The following is a 25,185-nucleotide window of genomic DNA, read 5'->3' as shown; positions in this document are numbered from 1 at the left end:
TAGGTGCCAGGCTCACGACGTGTCGCCTGCAACCCGAAACCACAAGCGGTCCACGTCGCCGAACGACGAGCAGGCTCCCAAGGATCGGCAAGGTCGGGTCCTCCTGGTGCTCTCGGCGGCGGCGTTCATGGCCAGTCTCGACCTGTTCATCGTCAACGTCGCCTTCGATTCGATCGGGCGTGACTTCCACGGCGCGTCGCTGTCGGATCTCAGCTGGATCCTGAACGGCTACGCCATCGCGTACGCGGCACTGCTGGTGCCGCTCGGTCGACTCGCCGACCGGTACGGCCGTAAGGAGGGCTTCCTCGCCGGGCTCGCCCTCTTCGCACTGGCGAGCGCTGCCTGTGCCCTCAGCCCCGGACTGTGGTGGTTGGTCACCTTCCGCGTCCTGCAGGCGGCCGGTGCCGCGGCCCTTACGCCGACCAGCCTGTCGCTGCTTCTACGCGCCACCGAGCCGGACCGGAGGGCGCGCGCCGTACGCATCTGGGCGGCGACGGGCGCACTGGCTGCGGCCATCGGTCCGGTCGTCGGGGGCCTGCTGGTCCAGGCCGCGTGGCAGTGGGTGTTCGTCGTCAACGTGCCGATCGCGATCGTCGCGGTCATCAGCGCGATCCGTTGGGTCCCGGACTCCCGCGACGCCACCGTCGAACGAACACCGGACCTGCTGGGCGCCGGTGTCCTCGCCATCGCGATCGGTGCCCTCGCGCTCAGCGTCGTCAAGGGGCCGGACTGGGGCTGGTCGGACGCGCGCGACGTGGCCGGGTTCGTCGTCGCCGTAGTCGGAATCGCCTTCTTCGCGTACCGCACCACCCGGCACCCCGTGCCGGTGATCGAGCCGGCGATGCTGGCCGTGCGCACCTTCGCCTGGTCCAACATCGCCTCACTGGTCTTCAGCATCGCGTTCGGCGCAGGTCTGCTGTCGACCATCCTGTGGTTCCAGCAGGTGTGGGGCTACGGCCCGGTGCGATCCGGTCTCGCGATCGCGCCCGGACCGGCCACGGTCCAGGTGACCGCCCTGATCTCGAACCGACTGGCCCGGCGCGGCGTCCCAGCCGGCCTGATCGCCGCGCTCGGTTGTCTGATGCTCGCCGCCGGATACGTCTTCATCGCGTTCTCCGTGGGAGTGCATCCGCAGTGGGTGACGCAGATGCTGCCGGGGCAACTCCTGATCGGTGGCGGCGTCGGCTTCGCACTGCCGACGATCCTGTCCTCCGGCACGTCGGACCTGGCCCCGCAACGCACAGCCACCGGCAGTGCGGTGATCAACATGAACCGACAGATCGGCACCGTGCTCGGTGTCTCCATCCTGGTCGCGATCCTCGGCACCCCCGTCGGCCTGACACAGGCACACCACGTGTTCCGTCTGGCCTGGCTGACCATCGCAGGAATAGGGGTGGCCGGGGCCGTCGTCTCCGTCGGCATCACGCCCTCGCGGAGAACGTCGGCGGCATCGCCCTCGAGCACGGCACGCTGGCGACACCCGATGGCGTGCCGGTCGCCGAGACGTTCCACACCCGCTGGACGGGCTGAAGAGGGCTGACGCACCTCCTCAATGGTCGGATGCGATGAGGTCATGGATCGCGGGTCGAGGTGCTTGCAGCACAGTGTGGATAACCCCGAGAACGTCCACGCCACGCGAGGGGGATGTGGACAACTATTGCTCGAATCATCATCATCTGCAGTCGTATTCGTCATCTTTGCTCTTGCGCGATACATCGAACAGGCGTATGATTCACAGTAGATGGCAAGGGGTGCCATCGCCAGCGCAGGAGGGGCCATGGCGCAGTCGACGACCGACACCCATCGGCCCGCAGCGCCGGGCACCGGCGCCCGGTTGGTGGCCCTGTTGAACGAATTCACCAACGGCCTGGACGAGTGGCCGGGCGCCCTGTGGCAGCTGGACGAAGCGGCACTGGGTGACGTGGTCGGGGGCATGCTGCGGATCACCACCCGGGCGGAGAACGTCGCCGCGCTGGCCACGACCGACGCCCTGAGCCGGGGCACCGTGGCGAATTCCACCGCCACGGGTGCTCCGGCGTGGGTGGCCCGGCAGGCTGCCGGCGTGGACCCGGTGGTGGTGCGCCGTGTCGGGGCGGTCGGGGTGGACTGCGCCGATCCGCGCAACCGAGTCGTGGCCGAGGCCCTCGCGACCGGGTCGGCGAGTGTGCCGGTCGCCGCGGCGGCCTTTCGTGAGGTGCCGCACGTCTTGCCGCAACTACCCAGCGCCGACCGCGATGAGCTGCTGGGCCGGTACCTGTCGCTGTCGGAGCATGGGCCGCGCGCCTTGCGGGAGTTGACCACCCGGATCTTGGGGGAGTACGCCCCGCAGCGGTTGGTGCGGGATGAGGAGCGCCAGCAGGAATGCGAGTCGGTGTTCTGGGCTGACCTACCCAGTGGGTTGACCCGGTTCGTCGCCGAACTGTCCGGTGGCCACGCCGCGGTGGTCAAACACGCCCTGCGCGCCCTGTCCGCGCCTGCACCACAGCCCTGCGCCACCAGCACCGACGACCCGTGCGACGCACCGAACGTCGGGCCGCTGCCGCAAACCGGGACCAGTGCGCCCGGGCGGGACACCCGCACCCCGGCCAAGCGGCGAGCGGATGCGCTGGTGCGACTCGTCGAGACCTCCGCCGGCGTCCTCGACGGCACCAGCCCGCGGCCGGTCGGGGAGTTCGGCGGCACCGCGAAGATCCTGGTCACGATGGACTACAACACCCTGTACGAGGGGCTCTGGGACGCGGGTCGGCTCGGCCAACACGGCTCGGGCGAAGACGGATTCGCCCCGACGTACCTTCCGGGGATTGGACGCACCACCGACGGGGACTATCTCGACGCGGGCACCCTGCGCAGGCTGGCCTGCGACGCCGACCTCATCCCCGCAGTCCTCGGCACCGAGTCGGAACCGTTGGACGTCGGCTGCGCCAAACGCCTGTTCACCGGGGGCTTACGCACCGCGATCATTCACCGAGACCAGCACTGCACCTTCCCCGGCTGCGACCGCCCACCGGACTGGTGCGATGCACATCATGTGCGGCCCTGGTGGGCCGGCGGCGAGACAACACTGACCAACGCAGCGCTGCTGTGCGCCCGCCACCACACCATCGTGCACCGCGACCTGCTCACCGCTCAGGTCACCACGACCGGTGTCACCTGGGACCTCACCCCCGGACTGATGCCCACCCGGCCCGGCGGATGTGTCGGCACCGAACGAAGCACGGACCCACCGGTGCCGCCCGGAAGCTGACCTCAACCTTCGGCGGCGATACTTCGGCTGTGACTGCTGTCGATGCCTCCGCGCGGGCGGTGCTCCTACGTCGAGGCTTCCGGCTGGAGTACGTGACGCTGGCCTGGAACGTCGTCGGCATCGTGGTGCTCGCGGCTGCGGCGGTCGCCGCGAGATCGGTGGCTCTGGCGGGTTTCGGACTGGACTCGGTCATCGAGATCGGCGCATCGACCGTCGTGATCTGGGAACTGGCCGGCAGCGGCGAAAAGCGTCGGCGTTTCGCGCTGCGCCTCATCGGCGGTGCGTTCGGCGCACTGGCGCTCTACCTCTTGGTGCAGTCCACCTGGGTGCTGGCCATCGGGTATCACCCACGCCACTCACCGCTGGGCATCGTGTGGACGGCCGTGACCGCGGCGGTCATGTTCGTCCTCGCAGCGGGCAAGGCCCGCACCGGCGCTGCTCTGGACAACCCTGTGTTGGCGACCGAGGGTCGCGTCACGTTCATCGACGGCCTGCTTGCGGCCGCCGTGCTTCTCGGGTTGCTGCTCAATCTCTTGGCGGGGTGGTGGTGGGCGGATCCGGTGGCCGGATACGTCCTGGTCTACTACGCACTCAAAGAAGTCCGCGAGATCTTCGGCGGTGACTAGGAGGCGGTCGGATCTGGTGCGAGCACCATCAACGTCCGGATCAGCCAGGCGGTCGCGCGTCGGCAGCGCGGACGACGAGAAGACGTCGCCCACGCTGCCATCGGTGACAGGAGCCCGGATCAGGCCATATCGCAGATGCCCTGCTGCACCGCCGCGTTCACGTGCACCAGTCCCTCGATCTTGGTCGGCAGCGCGGTCGTCGCGATCACGACGCTGCGCCCGTCCCGAGTGGTCAGGTTGCGGGTCTCGAACCCGGTGATGTCGCCACCGTGGCCCCATGCCTGCACCCCGCACGACAGCGTGCGCTTGGCGAAGCCGAGCCCGTAGGACCAGCCCTTCTCCGGTTCGAAGCCGGGCGCGGCGACGGTGGTCAGCAATTGCTGCTGCTGTGCGGGCGCGAGCAGCTTGCCGTCGAGCAGCGCGCGATTGAACGTGGACAGGTCACTCGGCGTGGAGATCAGCTGCCCCGCGGCCCACCCGAGGGACGGATCCAACTCGGTCACGTTGACCGGGTTCGCACCCGGCTTGGCCCTGAAGTACGCCTGCGCGTGCCGTCCACGGATGGTCTGCACCCCCGTGTTCGGCCAGTACGTGTGGCGCAGCCCGAGGCGGTCGATGACCCGCTGGGTGATGACCTCCCCGATCGGACGACCGGTCACCCGTTGCACGATCAGTCCGGCCAGCACGTAGTTCGTGTTGCTGTAGGCCCAGCTGGTCCCCGGCTTGAACTCCGCTGGAGCGGTGAGTGCCGCGTCCAGCGCCTGGCGCGGTTCGAAATAGGTGTGCTGCACCGCGAGCAGGCCCTTGGACGCCACGAGGGTGTCGTAGTCGGGCAGGCCCGAGGTCTGCTGCAGCAGGTTGCGCACGGTGATGTGGCGCCCGTCGATTCCCTTCCCGCGTACGAGGCCCGGCAGGTAGGTCTCGATCGGCTTGTCCAGGCCGATCCGACCCTCTCCGACCAACTGCAGGACGGCCGTCGCCGTGAAGGTCTTGGTGTTGGACGCGATCCGCACCTCGCCGTCCGCGGGGACGGGCGTCCGGGTGTTCAGGTTGCCCACACCGGCCGTGTAGCTGCGCACCTTCCCGTCGGACTGCCGCACGAACGCCTCGACACCCGGAATCCCGTCCTTCGTGACCAGTGCGTTCAGCGAGCGCTGGAACGCCGCGTCCTTCGGTGCGGTGTTCCTGGGAGCACCTCCTGCGTGGTGGTCGGCGGTCAACCGGTCCAGGTTCGCGCTCGTCCGGTCCAGCTGATGGTTGACGGCATCGGCCTGTTCGTATGCGGCCTGAGCTCCGGGTGTGCTCGACACCGCCCAACCTCCCGCCAGTACGACGGCGGTGATTCCAGCGACAGCGGTCTTCCGGCTGCGCATCCAACGGGGCGTGCGACGGGTGTCCTCCGTGGCAGGGTCGTGGGGCGTGGTCGGGTCGTGGTCGTCGGTCATGATCGCTCCTTGGTCGAATCGGTCGATGGCCACGACGTTTCCGCAGACCGCGCACCGGGCGCGATCCCGCGTACGGGTGTCTGGATGGTGCAGCAGGCTGTACTGCTTCCGGCGCGCACTCCTGGAACGATGAGGCTCTGCGAGGCGCCGCCCCGCACGTCACGGAGGGTGAGGACGTTGGACGCAGCGGACGGCCTCGGCAGCACACCGGGTGCAGAAGCACCCGGCGGGCAAGCGCTCCGCCGGAGCTCGACGAATCCGCTCCGGCTCGCGCCGACCTCGTTCCGGCAGCTGACGGGCGGACTGGGCAGCGCCCTGCTGGGGATGGTGCTGCTTGCGTTACTGGCCGCCAGTTGGATCCTCTGCGTGGTGGGGATCGGATTCCTGGTGCTGCCGACCTGCCTGCGCGCCGTGCGGCCGCTGGCGGATCGCGAGCGCGTCCGTCTCACCCGGTGGGGCGACGCGATCGAGTCGCCCGCCGCGCCTGTGCCGGCTCCGCGAGACCACCTGGTCGATCCCACCGCCCGGCGCGAGCTGGCCTGGCTCGTCGTGCACGGCACGGTAGACGTGGCGCTCGGCATCATCGGACTGATGCTGCCTCTCGCGGCCGTCGGCGCACTCGGCTTCCCACTCTGGCGCAATCTGATGGCAGGACAGTCGATCCCGCGACAGGACGCCGCGGTGCACTGGGCGCTGGACGATCCGTCCCACGCGTGGGCGGTGACCGCACTGGGTGTCGCGCTCGTCGCGGCCGTGCTGCTGGTCACTCCGGCCCTCACGTGGCTGCAGGCCGTCGCCGGTCGGCTGCTGCTTCCGCCACCGGACGAGGGCGACATGTCCCTGCGCATCGCCGAGCTCACCGCGACCCGCGCGGCAGCGCTCGATGCGCACGCCATCGAGCTGCGCCGCATCGAGCGCGCGCTGCACGACGGCGCCCAGAACCGGCTGGTCGCCGTCAACGTGCTGCTCGGCGGTGTCCGGCAGGCCGTCCTGCGCGACCCGGCGACGGCACTCGAGGCCGTCGACCGGGCGCAGACCGCGACCGAGGCCGCGTTGGCCGAGCTGAGATCGGTCGCGCGCGCCATCCTCCCGCCGGTGCTGACCGACCGCGGTCTGGGCGGAGCGCTCGACGGTCTCGCCGCAGCCAGCCCGATCCCGTGTCGTCTGGAGGTCGACCTTCGCGCCCGGTGCGCTGCGGCGACCGAGGCGACGGCGTACTTCGCGGTGGCCGAGGCCCTCACGAACGCCGCACGGCACAGCGGAGCGAAAACGATCGTCGTCACAGTGCGAAGTGACAGTGAGCATCTACATGTTGCTATCCAGGATGACGGTTCCGGTGGCGCCAGCGATCGGAACGGGTCCGGTCTGCTGGGTATCCGGCGCCGCGCCGAAGCATTGGACGGCACCATGAGTATCCGGAGCCCGCGCGGCGGGCCGACCCGACTGGAGGTGGATCTGCCGTGCGGATCGTGATCGCCGAGGACGACTCGTTGCTGCGCGAAGGACTGGCGGCCCTCTTGCGCGCGGAGTCGCTGGACGTCGTCGCCACGGCGCAGGACGCACCGTCGTTCCTCGACGCCGTCGAGATCCACCGCCCGGACGTCGCGCTGGTCGACGTGCGGATGCCGCCCACCCACACCGACGAGGGCATCGTCGCCGCGGTCGAGGCCCGACGGCGCCAGCCCGGTCTCGGTGTCCTGGTGCTGTCGGCCTATGTGGAGCAGGCCTTCGCCACCGATCTGATGGTCGCGGGTGCGGCAGGACTGGGCTATCTGCTGAAGGAACGCGTCGGGCGAGTGGAGAGCTTCCTCGACGCCCTTCACCGGGTCGCGGAGGGAGGCACGGCCATCGACCCCGAGGTGGTGGCGCAACTGCTCACCACGACGCGGCCGGACGCCGGACTGGACCGGCTCACGCCGCGGGAGACGGAGGTGTTGGCCCTGATGGCCGAGGGATTGGGCAACGCCGCGATCGCCGACCGGCTCGTGGTGACCGAAGGGGCGGTCCACAAACACATCCGCAGCATCTTCGCCAAGCTGGACCTGGCACCCGCGGAGCAGACCGATCGTCGGGTCGCGGCCGTCCTGCGGCACCTGGACCACGAACGCCGCTCCGGTGCGGGGCTCGGATCCTGACGCGCTCTCTGGGCCCGCCGCCAGGCGCCGCAGGAGGGTCTGACGACCTCGACGGCATCAGACGCGAGCGAGCAGGGTAAGAAACAGTCATGCGAATCTTCTTCACCGGTGGCAGCGGCAAGGCCGGCAAGCATGTCGCGCCGTATCTGGCCGCACAGGGTCACCAGGTCACCAACGCCGACCTCGTGCCCCTCGGACACGCGGGGGTCACCGATCTGCGGGTGGATCTCACGGACGCGGGGGAGACCTACTCCGCCCTCGCCGGGATACCGACCATGGACGACCTGGACCTAGCCGAGAAGCCCGAGTACGACGCGGTCGTGCACTTCGCGGCCGTCCCTCGGATCCTGCTACGGCCGGACGCCGCGACGTACGCGACGAACGTGCTGAGCACCTACAACTTGCTCGAGGCCGCGACCCGACTCGGCGTGCGCAAGATCATCTTCGCGTCCTCCGAGACGACATACGGGATCTGCTTCGCACAGGGCGAGCGGCGCCCGCTCTACGTGCCCGTCGACGAGGAGCACCCCACGGTGCCCGAGGACGCCTACGCCATGTCGAAGGTCGCCGGAGAGGTGACGGCCCGCTCCTTCCAGGCACGCACCGGCACGGACATCTACGGGCTGCGGATCAACAACGTCATCGAGCCGCACGAATACGCCGAGCTGTTCCCGCCGTTCCTCACCGACCCCTCGCTGCGGCGCCGGAACGTGTTCGCCTACATCGACACTCGCGATCTGGGGCAGATGGTGCAACGCTGCCTGGAGACCGACGGGCTGGGCTACGAGGTCTTCAACGTCGCCAACGCCGACATGTCGGTGGCCGCGACGACGCGAGAGATCCGGGAGCGCTTCTACGACGGGGTACGGGTGCATCGGGAGATGGGCCGCGACGAGACGTTCTATGCGATCGACAAGGCGCGAGACCTACTGGGCTACGACCCGAAGCACTCCTGGCGCGACGTACTGCCCGACCCGGGCGCCGGGCACGACTGACGGGAAGATCGACGAGAGGACGCGTCGTGGAACTGCAGTTCATCACCTCGTTCGCGGTGATCACCCCGGACTCGCAACGCAGCCGGGAGTTGTACGTCGACGCGCTCGGCCTGCCGCTGGCCGCCGAGGGTGACGGTTACCTGCACAGTGAGGCGATCGATGGATCCAAGTCCTTCGGTGTGTGGCCGCTGGAGCAGGCCGCGCGGGCCTGCTTCGGGGTGCCGGACTGGCCCGCGGACCGGCCGGTGCCGCAGGCGAGCGTGGAGTTCGAGGTCGCGGACACCGACGGTGTACAGGTCGCGGCGCAGGAGTTGACGACGAAGGGCTTCACGCTGCTGCACGACGCTCGCACCGAGCCGTGGGGACAGACGGTCGCCCGTCTACAGTCGAGCGAGGGCCTGATCGTCGGCATCTCCTACGCGCCGATGATGCACTCCTGAGACGGCGACCACTGAGCTGGTGTGGGCCGCCAGCTCAGTGGTGTCCCGTCAGATCAAACCAGGGTCAGGGCAGGCGTAGCTCGAAGATGGCGTTGCCCCAGTTGGCGTTCCCGTCACCGGTGTTGGGGATGTACTGGGTGGCCAACCAGACGCGGTTGGTCCCCGGGATGATCTCCCCGTTGGAGTAGTCGCCCCATCGGCCCGCACCGCCGAACTTCGCGGTGCCGGAGAACCCGTTGTCGGGTCCGGTGCCGGCGGCGGCGACCTGGATCGGCCCGAAGTCACGGCCGGCGCGCGCCGTCGCATACGCCGCGGACGGGTACGTACCCGGTCCACCCAGCCCGAAGACCAGCGCCATGGCGCCGCTCGAGGTCCGGTTCAGGTGGGGGTAGAGCAGGTACTCGCCGCTGGTGGACACGTACCCCTGGCGGGTCACGCGGGTGCCGGTTCCGACGCTCGCGCCGTTCACGGTCGGCTTGATGACGAACCAGGCGACGCCCGATCGTGCCGCCGTGTCGCCGGCGACGGTGACACCGGTGTTCAGGGCTCCGACGAGTCGACCGTTGATGTACTGGGTCTCCTGCATGGCATCGAAGTCGGTCTGCAGGACGCCGGTGGTGGGAAGGCCTGCGTCGCAGGCTTTTCCGTTACAGAACCCTGGGGGTGTCTGCGCGTTCGGCGGGAAGCCGTACGCCTCCGACCCGATGACCCGCACGCTGAGGGACGGCATCCCGTGTCCAGTGGTCACCGAGGATTCGTTGGTGACGGCCCAGACGGCCAACCGGTTGTCGAAGGTGCTGTTGGGGTCGAGCGAGCTGAGCATGAACTCGGCGGGTGCGTTCGCGACCGTGTTGGCCGGCTGGACGTGGTACCCGGGGGCACCGCCGGCGGCCAGGTTCTGGAAGTTGACGGTGTTGACGGTGGCGCGGCCGGCGACCAGCTGCGACTTGGACAGCACATACAGCTGCGCGCCGTTGAATGCCTGTTCGTTGGAGGTGAATTCGTTGGTGGACAGGTACACGTTCGACCGGCTGACGCCCATGATCGGGTAGTCCGCGAGACACGGGCATCCCGCGTGGTCGAGGTCGGTCGTGGAGACCCGGTAGATGTGCCACGCACCCGCCGGGTTGGCGGTGCTGCTCACGGCGAGGTCGACATGCGACTCGGTGACGGCAGAGCCGTCGCTGGTCAGCCCGTACTCCAGCATCGTGGCGAACCAGGTGCGGCTGGGCGCGTCGTAGTAGACCCGTGTGTCGGTGAGGTTGGCCGTGGCGGGTTCGTCGAAGAAGGTGTTCAGGAAGAACGGAGCGGTCACGGTGCTGCCGTCGGTGCGGTAGATCGCACCGGCCACGTTGACGAAATTGGCTACATACCCGTTGCCGGCGCCCAGGCCCTCGTCCGGCGGCTCGACGTCGTACCCGGCGACCGCCTTGCTCTGGATCGCGTCGACTCCGTCGAACTCGACGGTCGGCGAGAGGGCGCCCTGGAGCTGTTGCCGGGCGTGTCCGACGGTACGCGGCGTGGTCCGCGGCGCGGTGGCCCGCTGTTCAGTCGACAGGGACGGACGATGCGGCCGCAGCAGGGGCGCGACGCGGACCTTCGCGGCCTGGCCCTTCGCCGCGGCACGGAGTCGGCCGGGCGTGGTCGTCGCGACCAGCCGCACCGCACTTCGTACGGCGGCCTGCGGTGTGGCGGACGGTCGGGCCGCCGGTGCGGCACTCGCGCCGCCCCAGACCCCACCGGAGGCGAACAGCAGCAGGACGCATGAGATGAATACGGTCAGTCGCCAGGCACGGCGTGGCGACGCCTCGCTGAGATTTTTCATGGGCTCTTCCCTGGGCAGGACGAATATGTGACGTGAGCCCGGGGTCAGCACCCCTGGCGAGACTGCCGGTTGGCGAGACAGCGCCTCGAGGTCGTCTGTTCGGGCCGGCACGAACAGACGAACGTCCCTCTTCTACTCCCGCTTCTCGCAGCCCGTCAATGGCGATCCGAGGAATCCGTGACGCAGGTTGCGGGACCGTGCGACGGGCGAGGACCAGGCCGACGGAGCTGTCCTTCCCGCGGCCCGGACCGACCCGGCGAAGACTTCCCGTCCGTTCGATCAGGGCTACGGTCGATCGACGGTCCGGCAGGCGTCGGCCGCGATCACACGACCCAAGGAGCAACAGATGCCCACATCGAAGGACACGGACAAGGTCGCCGTCATCACCGGGGCATCCTCGGGCATCGGCGCCTCGACGGCCCGAGCGCTGGCCGCCGCGGGCTACACGGTGGCTCTGATCGCGCGCCGGGCCGAACGCATCGAGGCGCTCGCGGGGGAGCTGGACAACGGCAGTATCGCGATCGCGGCCGATGTCACCGACCGGGACACGCTGGTGGCGGCCGCCGGGCGCGTCGAGAAGGAGCTCGGTCGCGTCGACGTCCTGCTCAACAACGCCGGCGTGATGCTGCTCGGGCCGTTCGACGCCGAGCGCAAGGACGATTACAAGCAGATGCTCGATGTCAATCTGCTCGGCGCGATCACCGCCACCGAGGTGTTCCTGCCCCTGCTGCGAGCCGGCGGCGGAGGCGACCTGGTGAACCTCTCGTCGGTCGCCGGACGTACGGCCCGACCGGGCAACGGTGTGTACGCCGCGACCAAGTGGGGTCTGAACGGCTGGTCCGAGGCGCTGCGCCAGGAGCTGCAGCCGGACGTGCGGGTCATCGTCATCGAGCCGGGCGCCGTCGCGACCGAACTGACCGACCACATCACGCATGAGGAGACCAAGCGCGGCGCCGAGAAGATGTACGAGCAGATGGCGATCACGCCGGAGGACATCGCGGAGATCATCGCTTTCGCCGTCACCCGCCCGAAGTCCGTCAGCTTGAACGAGATCCTCGTGCGACCCACCGTGCAGCCCTAGTATCCGAAGGTGCCGCCGGCACATGCCCTTCGGCGACCGGATATCCGCCCTACGGAAGGTGCTCCATGCCGTTCTTCGACGCAGGCGATTGGGCTGGGAAGATCCACAGCGGCGGATGGCGCGCCGGGGCGGGCGGGACCGCCGACGTCCGCGAGCCGGCGACCGGGCAGGTCATCGGCAGTGTGGGCGTCGCCACCGCTCGGGACGTCGACGACGCCGTGACGGCAGCGACGAAGGCGCAGAAGGAGTGGGCCGCGCTGCCGTACGACCAGCGTGCTGCCGCGCTGCGGCGGGCGGCCACACTCATCGAGGAGCACGCCGGTGAGTTGTCCGACTGGCTTGTGCGAGAGGCTGGTTCGGGCAAGGGCAAGGCCGGCTTCGAGGCCTCGCTGGTCGCCGCGGAGTACTGGACCGGTGCGGCGACCGTCGAGGCGCCGTACGGGCAGCTGCTGCGCACCAGGGCCCCACGCCTGTCGATGGCGCGGCGGGTGCCGGCCGGCGTCGTCGGCGTCATCTCGCCGTTCAACTTCCCGCAGATCCTGTCCAGCAGGTCCGTGGCGCCCGCGCTGGCGACCGGCAACGCGGTGATCCTCAAACCCGACCCGCGCACCGCCGTCTCCGGCGGTCTCTTCCTGGCCGCCATCCTCGCCGAAGCCGGTCTGCCCGACGGCCTCGTGCATGTCCTGCCGGGTGCCGCGGACGTCGGCAGCGCCCTGGTGGAGCACCCCGGCGTGCGGATCATCTCGTTCACCGGTTCGACCGCTGCGGGACGCAAGGTCGGCGAGGCGGCCGGCCGGCTGCTCAAGCGGGCGCACCTGGAGCTGGGCGGCAACAACGCCCTGATCGTGATGGACGACGTGGACGTGCCCGCCGCCGTCGCGGCCGGCGCGTGGGGGTCGTTCCTGCACCAGGGACAGATCTGCATGACCACCGGTCGCCACATCGTGCACGAGGCGATCTACGACGAGTACGTGGAACGGCTCGCCCACAGCGCAGCCGGAATTCAGGTGGCCGACCCGGCCGCCACGGATGCCCCGCTCGGCCCGATCATCGACGTGCGTCAGCGCGACCACGTGCACGACCTGGTCACCCGATCCACGCAGGCCGGCGCGCGACTGGTGGAAGGCGGTACCTATGAGGACCTCTTCTACCGTCCGACGGTGATCGCCGACTGCTCGGTGGACCATCCGGCGTTCAACGAGGAGGTCTTCGGCCCGGTCGCGCCGGTGGCGAAGTTCTCCAGCGTCGAGGAGGCGGTGGAGCTGGCGAGCCGCACGGAGTACGGCCTGTCGCTCGGCATCCTCACCCAGGACGTCATGCGCGGCCTTGCCCTCGCCGACCGGGTGCCGACCGGGATCGTGCACATCAACGACCAGACGGTCGACGACGAGGCCGTGGCGCCGTTCGGCGGGACGGCGGCGTCGGGCACGGGTGCGCGCTTCGGCGGGGTGGAGGCCAACATCGAGGCATTCACCGAAACGCAGTGGGTGACGATGCAGAGCCGGATCCCGCAGTACCCGTTCTGACGGCGAGTGCCCCGCCGGGCGCGTCGACTCCGCCGGCGCGGCGCCGATCCGTGCGAAAGCGGTAGCGTCAGCGCACCACGCGCGCGGTGAGGGGACACGATGACGGCGACCAGCGATACCCGACCGATGATGCCTGCGGCGTTCATCGGTCACGGCAACCCGATGAACGCGCTCGAGCTCAACCGCTACACCCAGGCGTGGCGTGCCTTCGGCGCGGCCGTGCCCCGGCCGCGGGCGATCCTGGTCGTCTCCGCGCACTGGTACATCAATGCCACCGCTGTCACCGCGATGCTGCGCCCGCGCACCATCCACGACTTCTACGGCTTCCCGCAGGAGCTCTTCGACGTGGAGTACCCGGCGCCAGGGCTGCCGGAGCTCTCCGACCAGGTCGCGGAGGTCGCGAAGCCGATGTGGGTCGGCTGCGACGTCGACAGCTGGGGCATCGACCACGGCACCTGGTCGGTGCTGGTGCATGCGTTCCCCGACGCCAGCATCCCGGTGGTGCAGTTGTCGATCAACGCCGACAAGGGGATCGACTACCACCTGGAGCTCGGACAGAAGCTCGCGTCTCTACGGCGTGAGGGCGTCCTCGTGGTCGGCAGCGGCAACATCGTGCACAACCTCGGCGCGGTCGACTTCTCCCGCCCCGACAGCGCGTACGACTGGGCCACCCGCTTCGACGTACGCGCCCGCGAGATCCTGCTGGACCGCCCGATCGACGTCACCGGGCTGGACGCCGATCGGGACTACCGACTGGCCGTCCCGACCCCCGACCACTTCCTTCCCCTGCTCTACTTCGCCGGCCTGGCCGCCGACAGCGGCGAGCAGGTGAGCTCTCTGGTCGAGGGGCACACCGCCGGGTCGATCAGCATGGCCAGTTACACGATCGGGATCGACTGCCCGTCGGTCGGCGACAGCGACGATCAACCAGCCGCCGCCCTGCCCACCAGCATCCCTACCGACGAGACCAACCTCTGAGTCGTTCGACTCCGGGGCGGGTGTCCGTGCCGCGCGGTGATCCTGGCGTCAGGCTCCCGGGTCGCTGACGGCGGCGTTGAGGGCGGTCGCGAAGGAGATCCACGCGGCGTACGGCACCAGGATCGCAGCGGACTCCGGATCGGTCCGGCGCAACGACCACAGCTCGGCGGCCACGAGCGCGTCCAGGGTGGCGATCACCGCCAGGGAGGCCCGCTTGTCCTGGACACCGAAGAAGACCACCGGCCACGCGCCGTTCGCCGTGAGCTGGGCCAGGTGCAGCAGGCGGGTCGTGCGAGAGACGCGCGGGTACATCCGCCATCCGGCCGCACCGATCGTGGCGTAGAGCACCGACCAGGCCGGGCCGAAGGCCTGCGCCGGCGGAGCCCAGGACGGTTTGTCCAGCCGTGCGTAGGTCGTGGGCGCCTCACGGGATCCGAGTCCGCCGATCACGGCGGCGGCGACGGGAGGTGCGGCGGCGAAGAGCACTCGTCGAAGGTCCATGCCTCGATTGTTGCGCGCGCGTCCGGGGCGGCGGTGTCGCGGCGATGAGGAAGGGGGCACAGTGGCCGCATGACGGTGCAGGCGGTGAGCGCGACGGCCCCGGCCCTGACCGGGCTGCAGATGATGAGTCAGGACTGGTGCGACCTGACGTTCCTGCACTGGCGCGTCGAACCCTCGGTCGTCCAGCCACTGCTGCCGCCTGGAACGCGTCCGGACGTGCACGACGGCACCAGCTGGGTGGGACTCATTCCGTTCCGGATGGTCGATGCGGGCGTCGGGCGAGGTGGCGCGGTGCCGTGGCTCGGGACGTTCGCGGAGACGAACGTGCGCCTCTACTCGGTCGATGCGCAGGGGCGACGGGGCATCGTCTTCCGCACCCTGGAGGCGTCCCGACTGGCTGTCGTCCTCGGGGCCCGGGCTGCGTTCGCGCTGCCCTACACGTGGGCGCGGATGCGCGTCGCCGAGACCGGGGGAGTGATCACCTACACCTCGCAACGGCGGTGGCCGGCGCCGCGCAGCGCGGTCACGACCGTCGTAGTACGCCCTGGAGACGCGTTGACCGAGCCCGACCCGTTGGCCGAGTTCCTCACTGCTCGCTGGGGATTGCACACCAGAGCGTTCGGCCGGACCCTCTATGTCCCGAACGAGCACCGGACGTGGCCGCTGCGCAACGCCGAGCTGCTGCACCTGCAGGACTCGCTGGTGGCCCACGGCGGTCTGCCCGGAGTCAGCACCCGAACGCCGGACTCGGTGCTCTTCTCCCGAGGGGTACGCACGCAGTTCGCGCTCCCGTACGACGCCCGCCGCGCTCTTCCGCTCCCGTCGACCCGCCCGTCGCCGGGGCCAACTACGTGATGATGGTGCGGTGGCACGACGACGGACGGGTGCGCTGCTGGTCGCGGCCGCTCTTGCACTGACCGGGTGCGGTAGCGCAGCGTCGGACGCACTCGGCACGAAGGGCACTGCCGCCCCGACCAGCGGCACGCCGACACGGAATTCCGCAGCTGCCAAGGCTTTTCCGGCGGCAGGTGTCTTCGACTACCAGATCGGCGGCTCCTACCCGCCTGCTTCCGGTGTGCGCATCGTCGACCGGGACCGCACCTCAGCGCCGGCGCCGGGTCGCTACAACGTCTGCTACGTCAACGCCTACCAGGCGCAGCCGGGTGATCTGGCGTGGTGGCAGCACACACACCCGAACCTGCTGCTGCGCGATGCCAGCGGCCGGCTGATCATCGACCGCGACTGGAACGAAGCGCTGCTGGACATCGCCACGCCCGCCAAGCGCCTGGCGATCGCGGCCGTTGTCGGTGGCTGGTTCGCCGGGTGCGCGCACAGCGGGTACGACGCCGTCGAACCGGACAACCTCGATTCCTACACCCGCTCGCAGGGGCACCTCACGCAGGCCGACGCCGTCGCGTTCGCTGCACTGCTCGCGGGCATCGCCCACCGGGACACGCTGCTCATCGGACAGAAGAACGCCGCCGAGCTGGCGACCCGGCTGCGCGGATCGGGATATGACTTCGCGGTCGCCGAGGAGTGTCAGGAGTACGACGAGTGCGACGCCTATACGAGCGCGTACGGCACGAAGGTCATCGAGATCGAATACTCGGCAGATCAATTCGCGCAGGCCTGCGCGGCGCGTCGCGGGCGGGTGTCGCTGCTCCTGCGGGACCGCGACGTGGTGGCGAAGGGACAGTCCGGTTACGTCAGCCGGATCTGCTGACATGGCACATCAACGGGGCGCCGGTGCAGGACCCCGTGCGGTCCGCGCGGTGACGATCGAGCAATTCGTAACACTTGCGTTATGTAACTGATCGGGTACATTCGATGTCATGGACGCGATGCTGGCAGCGATCGGGGACCCCGGACGTCGGGTGATCCTGGATTCGCTGCGCGATCAGGATCTGACGGCCGGTGAGATCGCCGACCTGCTGCCGGTGGCCCGACCGGGAGTGTCACGGCACCTACGTGTGCTGCGGGAGGCGGGCCTGGTCGACGTCCACGCCGAGGGGCAACGCCGGATCTACTCGCTGCGCCCGCAGGGCCTCACCGAGCTGGACGGCTGGCTTACGCCGTACCGCGACCTGTGGAGCCGGCGACTGGATGCCCTGCACACCGAGGTCGCCCGCGGGCGATCGCACCGAGAGGACAGGACATGATCCGTACCGAGCAGCACACCTACGTGAAGCAGGTCGACGGGCGCGGAGTCGTCCACGTCGACGACCTCTACGCGACGGACCCGCAGGACCTCTGGGAGGCCGTCACCGACCCGGCGCGTCTGGCGCAGTGGCTCGTCACCGTGACGGGCGACCTGCGGGTGGGCGGTGAGATCACCACCGCCTTCACCAGCGGGGCCCAGGATCCGGCGCGGATCACTGCCTGTGAGCCACCGCGCCGGCTGGTCGTCGAGTTCGCGGAGGGCGACGACGAGGCCACCACCATCGAGGCGACGCTGACGCCCGAGGCCGGCGGCACCCGCCTCGTCGTCGAGGAGGGCGGTTTCGATCTGGACCGGGCGCCCTTCCACGAAGCGGGCTGGGGCGTGCATCTCGACGACCTCGCGGCGCACCTGCGCGGCGAGGAGTGCGAGCCGTGGAAACCGCGCTGGGAGGCGCGGCTGCAGCGGGCCCGGCTGTAGCGACCCGGCAGGATCTCAGTCGCGGTTGCGGGCGCGGATCTGGCGCGCGGGGGAGCTGTCGTCCAGTTCCGCGACGTCGTCGCGTGACATCACGAAGCCGGAGAACGACTTGTAGCCCAGGGCCTTCTCGCTGAACGAGGGGTCCATCCGCTTCATCTGGCTCTTGACCGCCGAGCTGTGCAGCCACTCGTCGTCGTTCTTCTCGTGGCCGAGGCGCAGCGCACGCTCCAGCAGGCGCGTCGCGGCGATCTGCGGGTCGTCCTCGTCCTTCTTGGTCTGCTTACGCGTCGCCCGCTTGCGTTTGGTCGGGGCCGGCTCGGTCCCCGCTTCGGCACTCTCGTCGGCGACCACGTCGGTCGTCGCGGGTGCCTCCGGCTCGGGCTCCGGCGCGGGGATCGGCTCGACGCCGGGCAGCGCGTCGTACGTGACGAGTTCGTCGCAGGCCGCCGCGAGCGACCGGCTCGTCGATCCGGCGACGCCGACGCCCACGACGTACCGGCCGAGCCGCTTGCACCGCTGGGCGAGCGCGATGTAGTCCGAATCGCCAGCCACGAGAACGACGTGCGTGAGGTCGGGCAGCCGGAACATGTCCTCGACCGCGTCGACCGCGAGGCGGATGTCCGCGCCGTTCTTGCCGTACGCCGCGGCGGGGAAGAGCTGCACGAGGTCGACGGCGCGCCCGACGAGCTGGCCGCGGTAGTCGGCGTTCACGTCGGCCGACCAGTCGGCGTACGCCCGGGTCAGCACCAGCGTGCCGAACGACGACGCGAAGTCGATGATCGCGCCGACGTCGACCGTGGCCTGGGCCAGCTTGTCCATGATCTCGGTGTCGGTCGCTCGGTCGGCGGTGCGCACCTTGTCCTTGGAGAAGCGCTGCCGTCCGTGCACCTGGTCGTACCGGGAGATGACGATGTTGTCGAAGTCGAGATAGACAGCGACACGGGTGTCACCTTGTTCCGGCATGGGGCTCCCTCGGGCGTGCGGTCGTGGACTCCGGCCAGTCTGCCCCATCGGCCATGGTCACTCCCAGACGCTCACACCTGGTAGACGTCGCCCAGATGGACCGGTTGCAGATGCCGCGAGGTGATGATGTGCACGATCTGGTCGTAGACCTTGAGCACGGGGTCGTGGTTGGCGTGCCCGATGACCAGGTGACCGGCCTTGAGCGACTCCTCGGCGTGCACCACGATCCGCTTCGGGTTCAATACGGTGGAGTCGGCAAGGCTGCCATACCACATGGTGACCGCGGGGTAGCCGAGATCGGCGAGCTGCGCGTCGACGCGTGCGTTGCGATAGCCGAACGGCGGTCGCAGGAAGGGGCGACCGAGCACGCCGTACGTGTTCTTCAGGAAGGTCTCGTTGCGCCGTACCTGATCGGTGAGTTCCGCGCTGCTCAGGCTGAGCAGACTCGGATGGGACCAGGTGTGGTTGGCCATGAAGATCTGGCCCTCCTCGAGCAGCGGCCGCAGCGCCGACGCCGATTCGGTCCAGCTGGGATTGACCCCGTTGCAGAAGAACGTCAGGCGCAGGCCGGTGTCCTTCGCCAACTTCGCGTATCCGGCCACGACGCGCGGGTCGGTGCCGTCGTCGACGGTCAGGGCGACGTTGTTACCGGTGCCGGGCAGCATGTAGAGCGTGCCGCGGGGGACGGGTGCCTTCACGATGCCGTGCGGGGCGTGGAACACCCGGGTGCTGGCAGGGGCCTTGGTGGCCGTGCTGTTCGGGGACGAGTGCGGCGCGGTGGTCGTGGCGGACCGCTTGGCGCTGCTGCATCCGGCCAGGGCGGCGGCGACTCCCGCGGCCAGCGCGGTGAGGAGGGATCGACGTTCCATGTGCTCCTTTATGCCAGAGGCGTCTGGGAGGACGCCGCAGGTCAGGTGAGTTCACGGCGTACGAGAGCCGCCGCGAACCGCGCGAGGTCGTCGTCGTGGACCAGGGCGGCCAGCCGACCGACGTCGGTCGGGAGCCCCGCATCGCGTGCGCCGTCGACGGCTCGCTGATCGAAGAACGGCCGCACCGACGGCCAGACCTGCTGCACCTCGCGGCAGAAGATGGCGGCACCGGTCGGGCCGATGCGGGGGAAGCGTGCGATGCGTTCCTGGATGCCGTCCGCGTCGCCCTCGGCGTCGTCGCGCACCCTGCGCAGGTCCCCGCCCCACGCGGCGCGCAGGTGTTCTGCGGACTCCTGCAGAGCGGTGGCGGTGCTCTCGTCGTAGCGGCGGTAGTGGCCGCGGCCGAGCGCGTCGACACGCTGCTGCCACGTCGAGCCCAGCAGGTGTTCCGGGGTGCGCCAGCCGGCCGCGAAGAGTTCACGCGCCGCGGCGACAGCGACCCCGGCGGAGATGGGCACGGAGAACAACGTCACGAGAGTGAGCAGCTGGTAGAGCGGGGCAGGCTTGTCCCGCAACGTGATCCCGGCCTCGTCGGCGTACGTGCGGCCGTGGTGGTCCAGCAGGTCGCGGACCCGCTCGCGCTGCGTCGGGCTCATAGGTCAGTGGTCGCGCAGAGCCTCGATGAGCTCGTCCTTGGACATCCTCGATCTGCCCTCGACGCCGATCTCCCGGGCGCGCTGCAACAGGTCGTGCTTGGTCCACTCGTCGTACGACGGGTGCGAGCCGCCCTTGCGGCCCACGCTCGATCGCGAGGTGTTGGCAGCGGCGTTCGCGATGCGCGCCGACTTCTCCTTGCTGTTGCCCTCGTCGCGCAGCTTCTCGTAGAGGTCGTCGTCCTTGACGGACGGCCCCGGGCCCTTGCGTGGTGACATGACAGGCGCTCCCATCCGGCGGTCGGTCCGTTTCCACGCTAGCGCGGTTATTCGCCTGCGCACGGCTCGTTCTCCGCATCCGCAGACCCCCCGTGGGGAGGTTCCCGGACACCCGGTCGTTGGTGCAGGATGAAGGACGACCTCGAACGAAGGAGCACGTCATGAGCTTCATGGACAAGGCGAAGGAAGCCCTGGACAAGGCCACCAAGGCCGCCGAGGAGAACATCGAGAAGGCCAAGAAGGCCGCCGCCGAGAATCCGGACAAGATCCGCGGTGGCATCGACAAGGTCGGCGGGGCGGTCAACAACGCGACCAAGGGCAAGTACGCCGACAAGATCAAGACCGCCAGCGATAAGGCCGAGGAGACCATCCAGAAGCAGGCGGGCGGCACGACGGCCGGGACCAAGTCGACGTTCGACTCCGCACCGCAGAAGGATCCCGAGGCGCCGTTCAATCCAGCGGCGAGCCCGCTGGACGACCCGCCGTCCACCGGGAACCCGCAGACGCCCGGGTCCGGCGGCATCTGAGCCGGATCGACAGACGCGACAGGCCCTCCCACCGCATCGTTGGGAGGGCCTGTTCGCGTGCGATCAGGGTTACTTGGAGCCCTGCGCCTCCTCGGCGAGCGGCTGCCACTTCTCCCAGTTGGCAAGGCGCGACTCGTAGTCCGCCTTGGCGATCCGGATCGGGCCGCTGCCGAAGAACACCCGCAGGGGCGGCTCGTCGGCGTCGACCAGCTTCAGCACGGCGGCCGCGCTGGCCGCGGGGTCGCCGGGCTCGGCGTTGCGCGTCTGACGCTGCTCCACGACCTTCGTGCGGGTCTCGTCGTACGCGCTCAGCTCGGCAGAGTGCTTCGACGATGGACCGGCCCAGTCGGTGGAGAATCCGCCCGGCTCGATGAGTGTCACGTGGATGCCGAATTCGGCGACCTCCTGGGCCAGGGCCTGGCTGATGCCCTCGAGGGCCCACTTGGACGCGTGGTAGGCGCCGACGATCGGGAACGCGCTGATGCCGCCGATCGAGGAGACCTGCAGGATGTGCCCGGACTTCTGCTCGCGCAGGTAGGGCAACGCCGCCTGGGTCACCCAGACCGCGCCGAACAGGTTGGTCTCGAGCTGGTCGCGCAGGTCCTGCTCGCTGAGCTCTTCGACCATCCCGAAGTGCCCGTAACCGGCGTTGTTGACCACGACGTCGAGACGGCCGAAGTTGTCGTGCGCAGCCTTCACCGCGGCGAAGTCGGCGTCGCGGTCGTTGACGTCCAGTTGCAGCGGCAGGATCGCGTCGCCGTACTTCTGCACGAGGTCGTCGAGGGTGTCGGTCTTGCGCGCCGTGGCGGCGACCTTGTCCCCCCGCTCGAGCGCGGCGATCGCCCACTCGCGGCCGAAGCCCTTGGACGCGCCGGTGATGAACCAAACCTTGGGAGCCACATGTCCTCCTCGGACTGTTGTGAGACGTCGGTTACATCGTTCAACTAGGGACTGCGCGATTCATTCCCGGCGCGGCGATCGACCTACGTTGTGGGACGGATCTAAGCCGGAGCCTGTGACGACTCTCGACGTTCCACCGGCTTGCCGCTGAGCTCGACCAAGCGCTCGAGGTGTTCGGCCGGGAAGCCGGTCTGGCGATCCTTGCCCGACATCCGCACATGGATGGTCGGGTCCCACCTGCCGGATTCGATCAGCGCTTCGACCTGGGACCACGGCGTCGCGCGGAATGTGTCGCGTCTGGTGATGCCGTCGCGGTCTGCATGCAGCGGCCGGAAGTGGATCCACGCAAAGACGCCCAGGTAGACGGGGGTGAAGAATCTGAGAGGGGAATCCCACCTGAAGTCCGAGATGACGTCCACGACCGAACCCACCACGAAGACGACGAACACCGTGCCGACCGCGATCAGCACCCACGGACGAGGTCGGCGCGGGACCACCGTCAGCCTGTCCTGCGGGGCAGGCCGATCCCGCGCCGACCGCACGTCGGATCAGCCGACCAGGTGCTGAATGGCGAGCTGCTGCAACTTCACGAATCCGTAGTCGCGCCGGCCCGCTTCGTCGGGGTCGAAGCCGTCGTCGCCGGCCAGGAACTGCTCCAGGGTCTCGTCGGCCGCGATGGTCGGCACGCGCAGGTTCGACACGCCGGCGTACTCCATGGCCTCCTGCACCTGCGGGTCGGCGCGGAACGCCTTCGCCTTCTCCGCGAGCAGCAGGTAGGTCTGCATGCAGGCCTTGGCCGACTCCCAGACACCGAGCAGGTGCTCGGTGCGCGACGGCTTGTAGTCGAAGTGGCGCGGACCGTCGTAGCGAGGCGCGTCCGGCTGTCCGGGGAAGCCGTTCTCCAGTAGGTCGACCGTGAAGAACGCCGAGGTCAGGTCGCCGTGACCGAAGACCAGGTCCTGGTCGTACTTCAGGCCGCGCTGACCGTTGAGGTCGATGTGGAAGAGCTTGCCGCTCCAGAGCGCCTGGGCGAGCTGGTGGGTGTAGTTCAGGTTGGCCATCTGCTCGTGCCCGGTCTCGGGGTTCACGCCGACGATGTCGCCGTGCTCGAGCTGGGCGATGAAGGCCAGCGCGTGACCGACGGTCGGCAGGAAGATGTCGCCGCGGGGCTCGTTCGGCTTGGGCTCCAACCCGATTCGAAGGTCGTAGCCCTTCGACTTGATGTAGCCGGCGACGGTGTCCAGGCCCTCCTTGTAGCGCTCGAACGCGCCGTAGAGGTCCTTCGACCCGTCGTATTCCGCGCCCTCGCGGCCGCCCCACATGACGAAGGTGCTCGCGCCCATCTCGGCGGCCATGTCCACGGCCCGGATGATCTTGCGCAGCCCGAAACGACGCACCGAGCGGTCGTTGCTGGTCAGGCCACCGTCCTTGAACGCCGGGTGGGTGAAGGTGTTGGTGGTGACCATCTCGATCACCAGGCCGGCGTCGTCGGCGGCCTTCTTGAGCCGCGTGGTCGCTTGCTCACGCTGCGCGTCAGTCGCCTCGAAGGCGTAGACGTCGTTGTCGTGGAAGGTGATGCCCCAGGCGCCCAGCTCGGCCAGCCGCTCGGCGTACTCCCAGGGATCCAGCATCGGGCGGGTGGCGATGCCGAACGGGTCGATTCCGGGCCAGCCCACGGTCCAGAGGCCGAAGGAGAACTTGTGCTCGGGGCGGGGGGTCAGGTCCATGGGTGTCCTTCAGGTCGATGGTCGAAACAGTTGCCGGCTATGTCTACTCGCCCGATCGGAGATCGTGCAGGTGGGGTTCTCCAGCGGGTGGCGGGCCCGTCTGAAGGGGCTTACGGCCGACACGTGCCACGTCCGCGGCGTAACGGGTGGGCAGTCGCGCGTGCCGGTAGTTGCGGTCGGTGCACCGCAGCGAGAGCCACACGTCGCCGGGGAAACACACCCTCCACCGTCTGCCATCGCAGGACACGTCTCAGAGGCGGGTGTACGCCGGCCCGGTCGACCACGATGCCCTGCGCCTCGTCCAGCACCACTTCGGTGATGACGACGAGCCCGGCAAGACCCCGCAGGACGCTGTCAACGGAGGAATGGAAGATCGCGGTGGCGACCAGCCACCCGCAGAACACCACCCCGACGCACAGCACCGCTGTCGCCGACCACGACCGGTCCTCGCGGGGGAAATGTCGGAGCCGGTCGTCCACGGTCGGATCGTACGGCGGCACCGGAGCGCGCGGGCCGGTTCGGACCAGGAAGGCCGATCAGCCTCGAGTGCAACGGATTCCGAGCGCCGTCACTCCTGATCGATGTCGTCCAGCACCTGCTGAGCGACCCGGAACGCCGACTGGGCAGCCGGCACGCCGCAGTAGACGGCCGTCTGCAGCAGCACCTCGCTCAACTCGTCGCGAGTGAGACCGTTGGTGAGGGCGCCGCGCACGTGCACGGCCAGCTCCCGCTCGTGGCCGCCCGCGACGGACGCGGTGAGCGCCACGATCGACCTGCTGCGTCGATCCAGGCCCGGTCGCGTCCAGACGGCACCCCACGCGTGCTCGGTGACGAAGTCCTGGAAGTCGCGCGTGAGGTCGGTCGCTCCGGCGATGGCGCTGTCGACGTACTCGTCGCCGAGCACCTCACGTCGCACCGTCATGCCGGGCGAACGTGTTTGCGTGGCAACGCTGCTCGCGGGCTCGGGGTCGTCGCGGATGATGCGCGCGATCCGGTCGGGCACCTCGGCGGGCGCCAGATGGGCCACGTCGTCGAGCACCACCAGGCGACCGCGCCGTACGCCGGACGCGATCTCCTGCAGACCCGCGACCGGGGTCGCCGGGTCGACCGAGCCGGCCACCGCCACCACCGGTGTCCGTATGTCCGCCACGCGGTGGCGGACGTCGAAACCGGCCAGCGCCTCGCAGACCTGGGCGTATCCCTCGTCGTCGGCATCGCGCAACGACTGCAGCAATTCGGTGGCCACGGACGGCTCGAGGTGGGGGAAGCCGGGTGCGAACCAGGTGCGGGTGGCGCGTTCGACCATGGTCGCCGTGCCTGAGGCGCGCACCAGCGAGGCCCGTTCGTGCCATGACTCGGGCGTGCCGATGACGGCGCCGGTGCACACCAGCACCGCGCGCTCCACCCGCCCCGGCAGGTCGAGCAGCAGCTGCAGCCCGACCGCGCCGCCCACCGAGTCGCCGGCGTAACTGAAGGAACCGCCCGGCTCGCCGCGGTCGGTCAGTACGTCGTCCACCAGGGTGCGCACACCGGCCGCCAGGTCGGCGATCGAGAAGGGTTCGGACACTTCGGTGTTCGAACCGTGGCCGGGCAGGTCCCACGCCAGCACCTCGAAGCGGTCACCCAGCTGGGCGGCGCACCGCGACCACAGGGCCCGCGCGCTCGTGCCGAGCGACGGTCCGAGCACCAGCAGGGGCAGGGAGGGTGACCCGCCGAGACGTACGGCGGAGATGTCAGGAGCGGTCACAGGTGGGTCCTCACGGTCGGTCGGGATCACTGCAGCATGCCGGTCGCGCGACGCCGGGGGAAACGCGGGTGAAGTGCGCGGCGGCG

Annotated in this window: 27 protein-coding genes; 15 read left to right on the top strand and 12 right to left on the bottom strand. The window is 69.5% G+C overall.

Annotated elements, in window-relative coordinates:
- The first annotated feature begins 19 nt into the window (after positions 1-19).
- From HNR15_RS09175 to HNR15_RS09165, 3 genes are all read left to right on the top strand, one after another.
- On the top strand, positions 20-1,540 hold the full coding sequence (locus HNR15_RS09175) for an MFS transporter (RefSeq protein ID WP_218883634.1): 1,521 nt from the start codon (positions 20-22) through the stop codon (positions 1,538-1,540).
- 237 nt (positions 1,541-1,777) lie between these two features.
- Positions 1,778-3,244, top strand: coding sequence for an HNH endonuclease signature motif containing protein (locus tag HNR15_RS09170; protein ID WP_179481081.1), 1,467 nt, complete (start codon positions 1,778-1,780; stop codon positions 3,242-3,244).
- 29 nt (positions 3,245-3,273) lie between these two features.
- Positions 3,274-3,870, top strand: coding sequence for a cation transporter (locus tag HNR15_RS09165; RefSeq protein WP_179481079.1), 597 nt, complete (start codon positions 3,274-3,276; stop codon positions 3,868-3,870).
- 119 nt (positions 3,871-3,989) lie between these two features.
- Here the strand turns inward: HNR15_RS09165 and HNR15_RS09160 are convergent, their stop codons facing one another.
- A complete protein-coding gene (locus HNR15_RS09160; RefSeq protein WP_218883632.1) occupies positions 3,990-5,315 on the bottom strand; it encodes a serine hydrolase domain-containing protein in 1,326 nt (441 codons plus the stop codon).
- A gap of 177 nt (positions 5,316-5,492) precedes the next feature.
- Between HNR15_RS09160 and HNR15_RS09155 the strand changes: the two genes are divergently transcribed.
- From HNR15_RS09155 to HNR15_RS09140, 4 genes are all read left to right on the top strand, one after another.
- Positions 5,493-6,788 (top strand): sensor histidine kinase, encoded by a 1,296-nt coding sequence (locus HNR15_RS09155; protein WP_218883631.1) that lies wholly within the window; start codon positions 5,493-5,495, stop codon positions 6,786-6,788.
- A complete protein-coding gene (locus HNR15_RS09150; RefSeq protein ID WP_179481077.1) occupies positions 6,776-7,450 on the top strand; it encodes a response regulator in 675 nt (224 codons plus the stop codon). The genes HNR15_RS09155 and HNR15_RS09150 overlap by 13 nt, the downstream gene beginning before the upstream one ends.
- Before the next feature lie 89 nt (positions 7,451-7,539).
- A complete protein-coding gene (locus tag HNR15_RS09145) occupies positions 7,540-8,445 on the top strand; it encodes an NAD-dependent epimerase/dehydratase family protein (RefSeq protein ID WP_179481075.1) in 906 nt (301 codons plus the stop codon).
- Positions 8,446-8,471: 26 nt separating this feature from the next.
- On the top strand, positions 8,472-8,885 hold the full coding sequence (locus HNR15_RS09140) for a VOC family protein (protein ID WP_179481073.1): 414 nt from the start codon (positions 8,472-8,474) through the stop codon (positions 8,883-8,885).
- Positions 8,886-8,949: 64 nt separating this feature from the next.
- On the opposite strand, the gene HNR15_RS09135 is transcribed toward HNR15_RS09140, so the two are convergent.
- A complete protein-coding gene (locus tag HNR15_RS09135; RefSeq protein WP_179481071.1) occupies positions 8,950-10,710 on the bottom strand; it encodes a hypothetical protein in 1,761 nt (586 codons plus the stop codon).
- Between the two features lie 346 nt (positions 10,711-11,056).
- Here HNR15_RS09135 and HNR15_RS09130 point away from each other — a divergent pair, with 346 nt between their 5' ends.
- From HNR15_RS09130 to ygiD, 3 genes are all read left to right on the top strand, one after another.
- Positions 11,057-11,791 (top strand): SDR family oxidoreductase, encoded by a 735-nt coding sequence (locus HNR15_RS09130; protein WP_179481069.1) that lies wholly within the window; start codon positions 11,057-11,059, stop codon positions 11,789-11,791.
- Between the two features lie 65 nt (positions 11,792-11,856).
- Positions 11,857-13,317: an aldehyde dehydrogenase family protein gene (locus tag HNR15_RS09125; protein WP_179481067.1), complete on the top strand. Its 1,461-nt coding sequence runs from the start codon at positions 11,857-11,859 to the stop codon at positions 13,315-13,317.
- Between the two features lie 99 nt (positions 13,318-13,416).
- Complete coding sequence (gene ygiD / locus HNR15_RS09120) at positions 13,417-14,295, top strand: 4,5-DOPA-extradiol-dioxygenase (protein WP_179481064.1); 879 nt, start codon at positions 13,417-13,419, stop codon at positions 14,293-14,295.
- A 48-nt stretch (positions 14,296-14,343) separates the two neighbouring features.
- On the opposite strand, the gene HNR15_RS09115 is transcribed toward ygiD, so the two are convergent.
- Complete coding sequence (locus HNR15_RS09115) at positions 14,344-14,796, bottom strand: TspO/MBR family protein (RefSeq protein ID WP_179481062.1); 453 nt, start codon at positions 14,794-14,796, stop codon at positions 14,344-14,346.
- 69 nt (positions 14,797-14,865) lie between these two features.
- On the opposite strand from HNR15_RS09115, the gene HNR15_RS09110 reads away from it, so the two are divergent.
- The 4 genes from HNR15_RS09110 to HNR15_RS09095 all read left to right on the top strand — a co-directional run bounded on the left by HNR15_RS09110 (position 14,866) and on the right by HNR15_RS09095 (position 17,434).
- Complete coding sequence (locus tag HNR15_RS09110) at positions 14,866-15,651, top strand: YqjF family protein (protein WP_179481060.1); 786 nt, start codon at positions 14,866-14,868, stop codon at positions 15,649-15,651.
- A 10-nt stretch (positions 15,652-15,661) separates the two neighbouring features.
- Positions 15,662-16,519 carry an endo alpha-1,4 polygalactosaminidase gene (locus HNR15_RS09105; RefSeq protein WP_179481058.1) on the top strand — a complete coding sequence of 286 codons (858 nt, stop codon included), beginning with the start codon at positions 15,662-15,664 and terminating at the stop codon, positions 16,517-16,519.
- 109 nt (positions 16,520-16,628) lie between these two features.
- Positions 16,629-16,955 (top strand): ArsR/SmtB family transcription factor, encoded by a 327-nt coding sequence (locus HNR15_RS09100; RefSeq protein ID WP_179481056.1) that lies wholly within the window; start codon positions 16,629-16,631, stop codon positions 16,953-16,955.
- Positions 16,952-17,434: an SRPBCC domain-containing protein gene (locus tag HNR15_RS09095; RefSeq protein ID WP_179481054.1), complete on the top strand. Its 483-nt coding sequence runs from the start codon at positions 16,952-16,954 to the stop codon at positions 17,432-17,434. The genes HNR15_RS09100 and HNR15_RS09095 overlap by 4 nt, the downstream gene beginning before the upstream one ends.
- 15 nt (positions 17,435-17,449) lie before the next feature.
- On the opposite strand, the gene HNR15_RS09090 is transcribed toward HNR15_RS09095, so the two are convergent.
- The 4 genes from HNR15_RS09090 to HNR15_RS09075 form a co-directional block, all read right to left on the bottom strand.
- The gene (locus HNR15_RS09090; RefSeq protein WP_179481052.1) at positions 17,450-18,397 is read right to left on the bottom strand and encodes an NYN domain-containing protein; all 948 of its coding nucleotides are present in this window, start codon (positions 18,395-18,397) and stop codon (positions 17,450-17,452) included.
- A gap of 71 nt (positions 18,398-18,468) precedes the next feature.
- The gene (locus HNR15_RS09085; RefSeq protein WP_179481050.1) at positions 18,469-19,266 is read right to left on the bottom strand and encodes a polysaccharide deacetylase family protein; all 798 of its coding nucleotides are present in this window, start codon (positions 19,264-19,266) and stop codon (positions 18,469-18,471) included.
- 41 nt (positions 19,267-19,307) lie between these two features.
- Positions 19,308-19,922, bottom strand: coding sequence for an endonuclease (locus HNR15_RS09080; protein WP_179481048.1), 615 nt, complete (start codon positions 19,920-19,922; stop codon positions 19,308-19,310).
- Positions 19,923-19,925: 3 nt separating this feature from the next.
- Positions 19,926-20,198, bottom strand: a complete 273-nt coding sequence (locus tag HNR15_RS09075; RefSeq protein WP_179481046.1) for a DUF7218 family protein — start codon at positions 20,196-20,198, stop codon at positions 19,926-19,928.
- Positions 20,199-20,359: 161 nt separating this feature from the next.
- Here HNR15_RS09075 and HNR15_RS09070 point away from each other — a divergent pair, with 161 nt between their 5' ends.
- Entirely contained in the window at positions 20,360-20,725 is a 366-nt protein-coding gene (locus tag HNR15_RS09070; RefSeq protein WP_179481043.1) for an antitoxin, read from the top strand.
- A 69-nt stretch (positions 20,726-20,794) separates the two neighbouring features.
- On the opposite strand, the gene HNR15_RS09065 is transcribed toward HNR15_RS09070, so the two are convergent.
- The 5 genes from HNR15_RS09065 to pcaDC form a co-directional block, all read right to left on the bottom strand.
- The gene (locus tag HNR15_RS09065; protein ID WP_179481041.1) at positions 20,795-21,625 is read right to left on the bottom strand and encodes an oxidoreductase; all 831 of its coding nucleotides are present in this window, start codon (positions 21,623-21,625) and stop codon (positions 20,795-20,797) included.
- Positions 21,626-21,726: 101 nt separating this feature from the next.
- Positions 21,727-22,095 carry a hypothetical protein gene (locus HNR15_RS09060; protein WP_179481039.1) on the bottom strand — a complete coding sequence of 123 codons (369 nt, stop codon included), beginning with the start codon at positions 22,093-22,095 and terminating at the stop codon, positions 21,727-21,729.
- Positions 22,096-22,173: 78 nt separating this feature from the next.
- Positions 22,174-23,352 (bottom strand): xylose isomerase, encoded by a 1,179-nt coding sequence (gene xylA / locus HNR15_RS09055; RefSeq protein ID WP_179481037.1) that lies wholly within the window; start codon positions 23,350-23,352, stop codon positions 22,174-22,176.
- Positions 23,353-23,462: 110 nt separating this feature from the next.
- On the bottom strand, positions 23,463-23,831 hold the full coding sequence (locus tag HNR15_RS09050) for a hypothetical protein (RefSeq protein WP_179481035.1): 369 nt from the start codon (positions 23,829-23,831) through the stop codon (positions 23,463-23,465).
- Between the two features lie 89 nt (positions 23,832-23,920).
- The gene (gene pcaDC / locus HNR15_RS18810) at positions 23,921-25,099 is read right to left on the bottom strand and encodes a bifunctional 3-oxoadipate enol-lactonase/4-carboxymuconolactone decarboxylase PcaDC (protein ID WP_179481033.1); all 1,179 of its coding nucleotides are present in this window, start codon (positions 25,097-25,099) and stop codon (positions 23,921-23,923) included.
- Positions 25,100-25,185: the final 86 nt, after the last annotated feature.

Origin of the sequence: Allobranchiibius huperziae (assembly GCF_013410455.1) — a bacterium.
In the GTDB taxonomy this organism is placed as follows: Bacteria; Actinomycetota; Actinomycetes; order Actinomycetales; family Dermatophilaceae; genus Allobranchiibius; species Allobranchiibius huperziae.
This window is presented reverse-complemented; position numbering and strand designations above follow the sequence as displayed.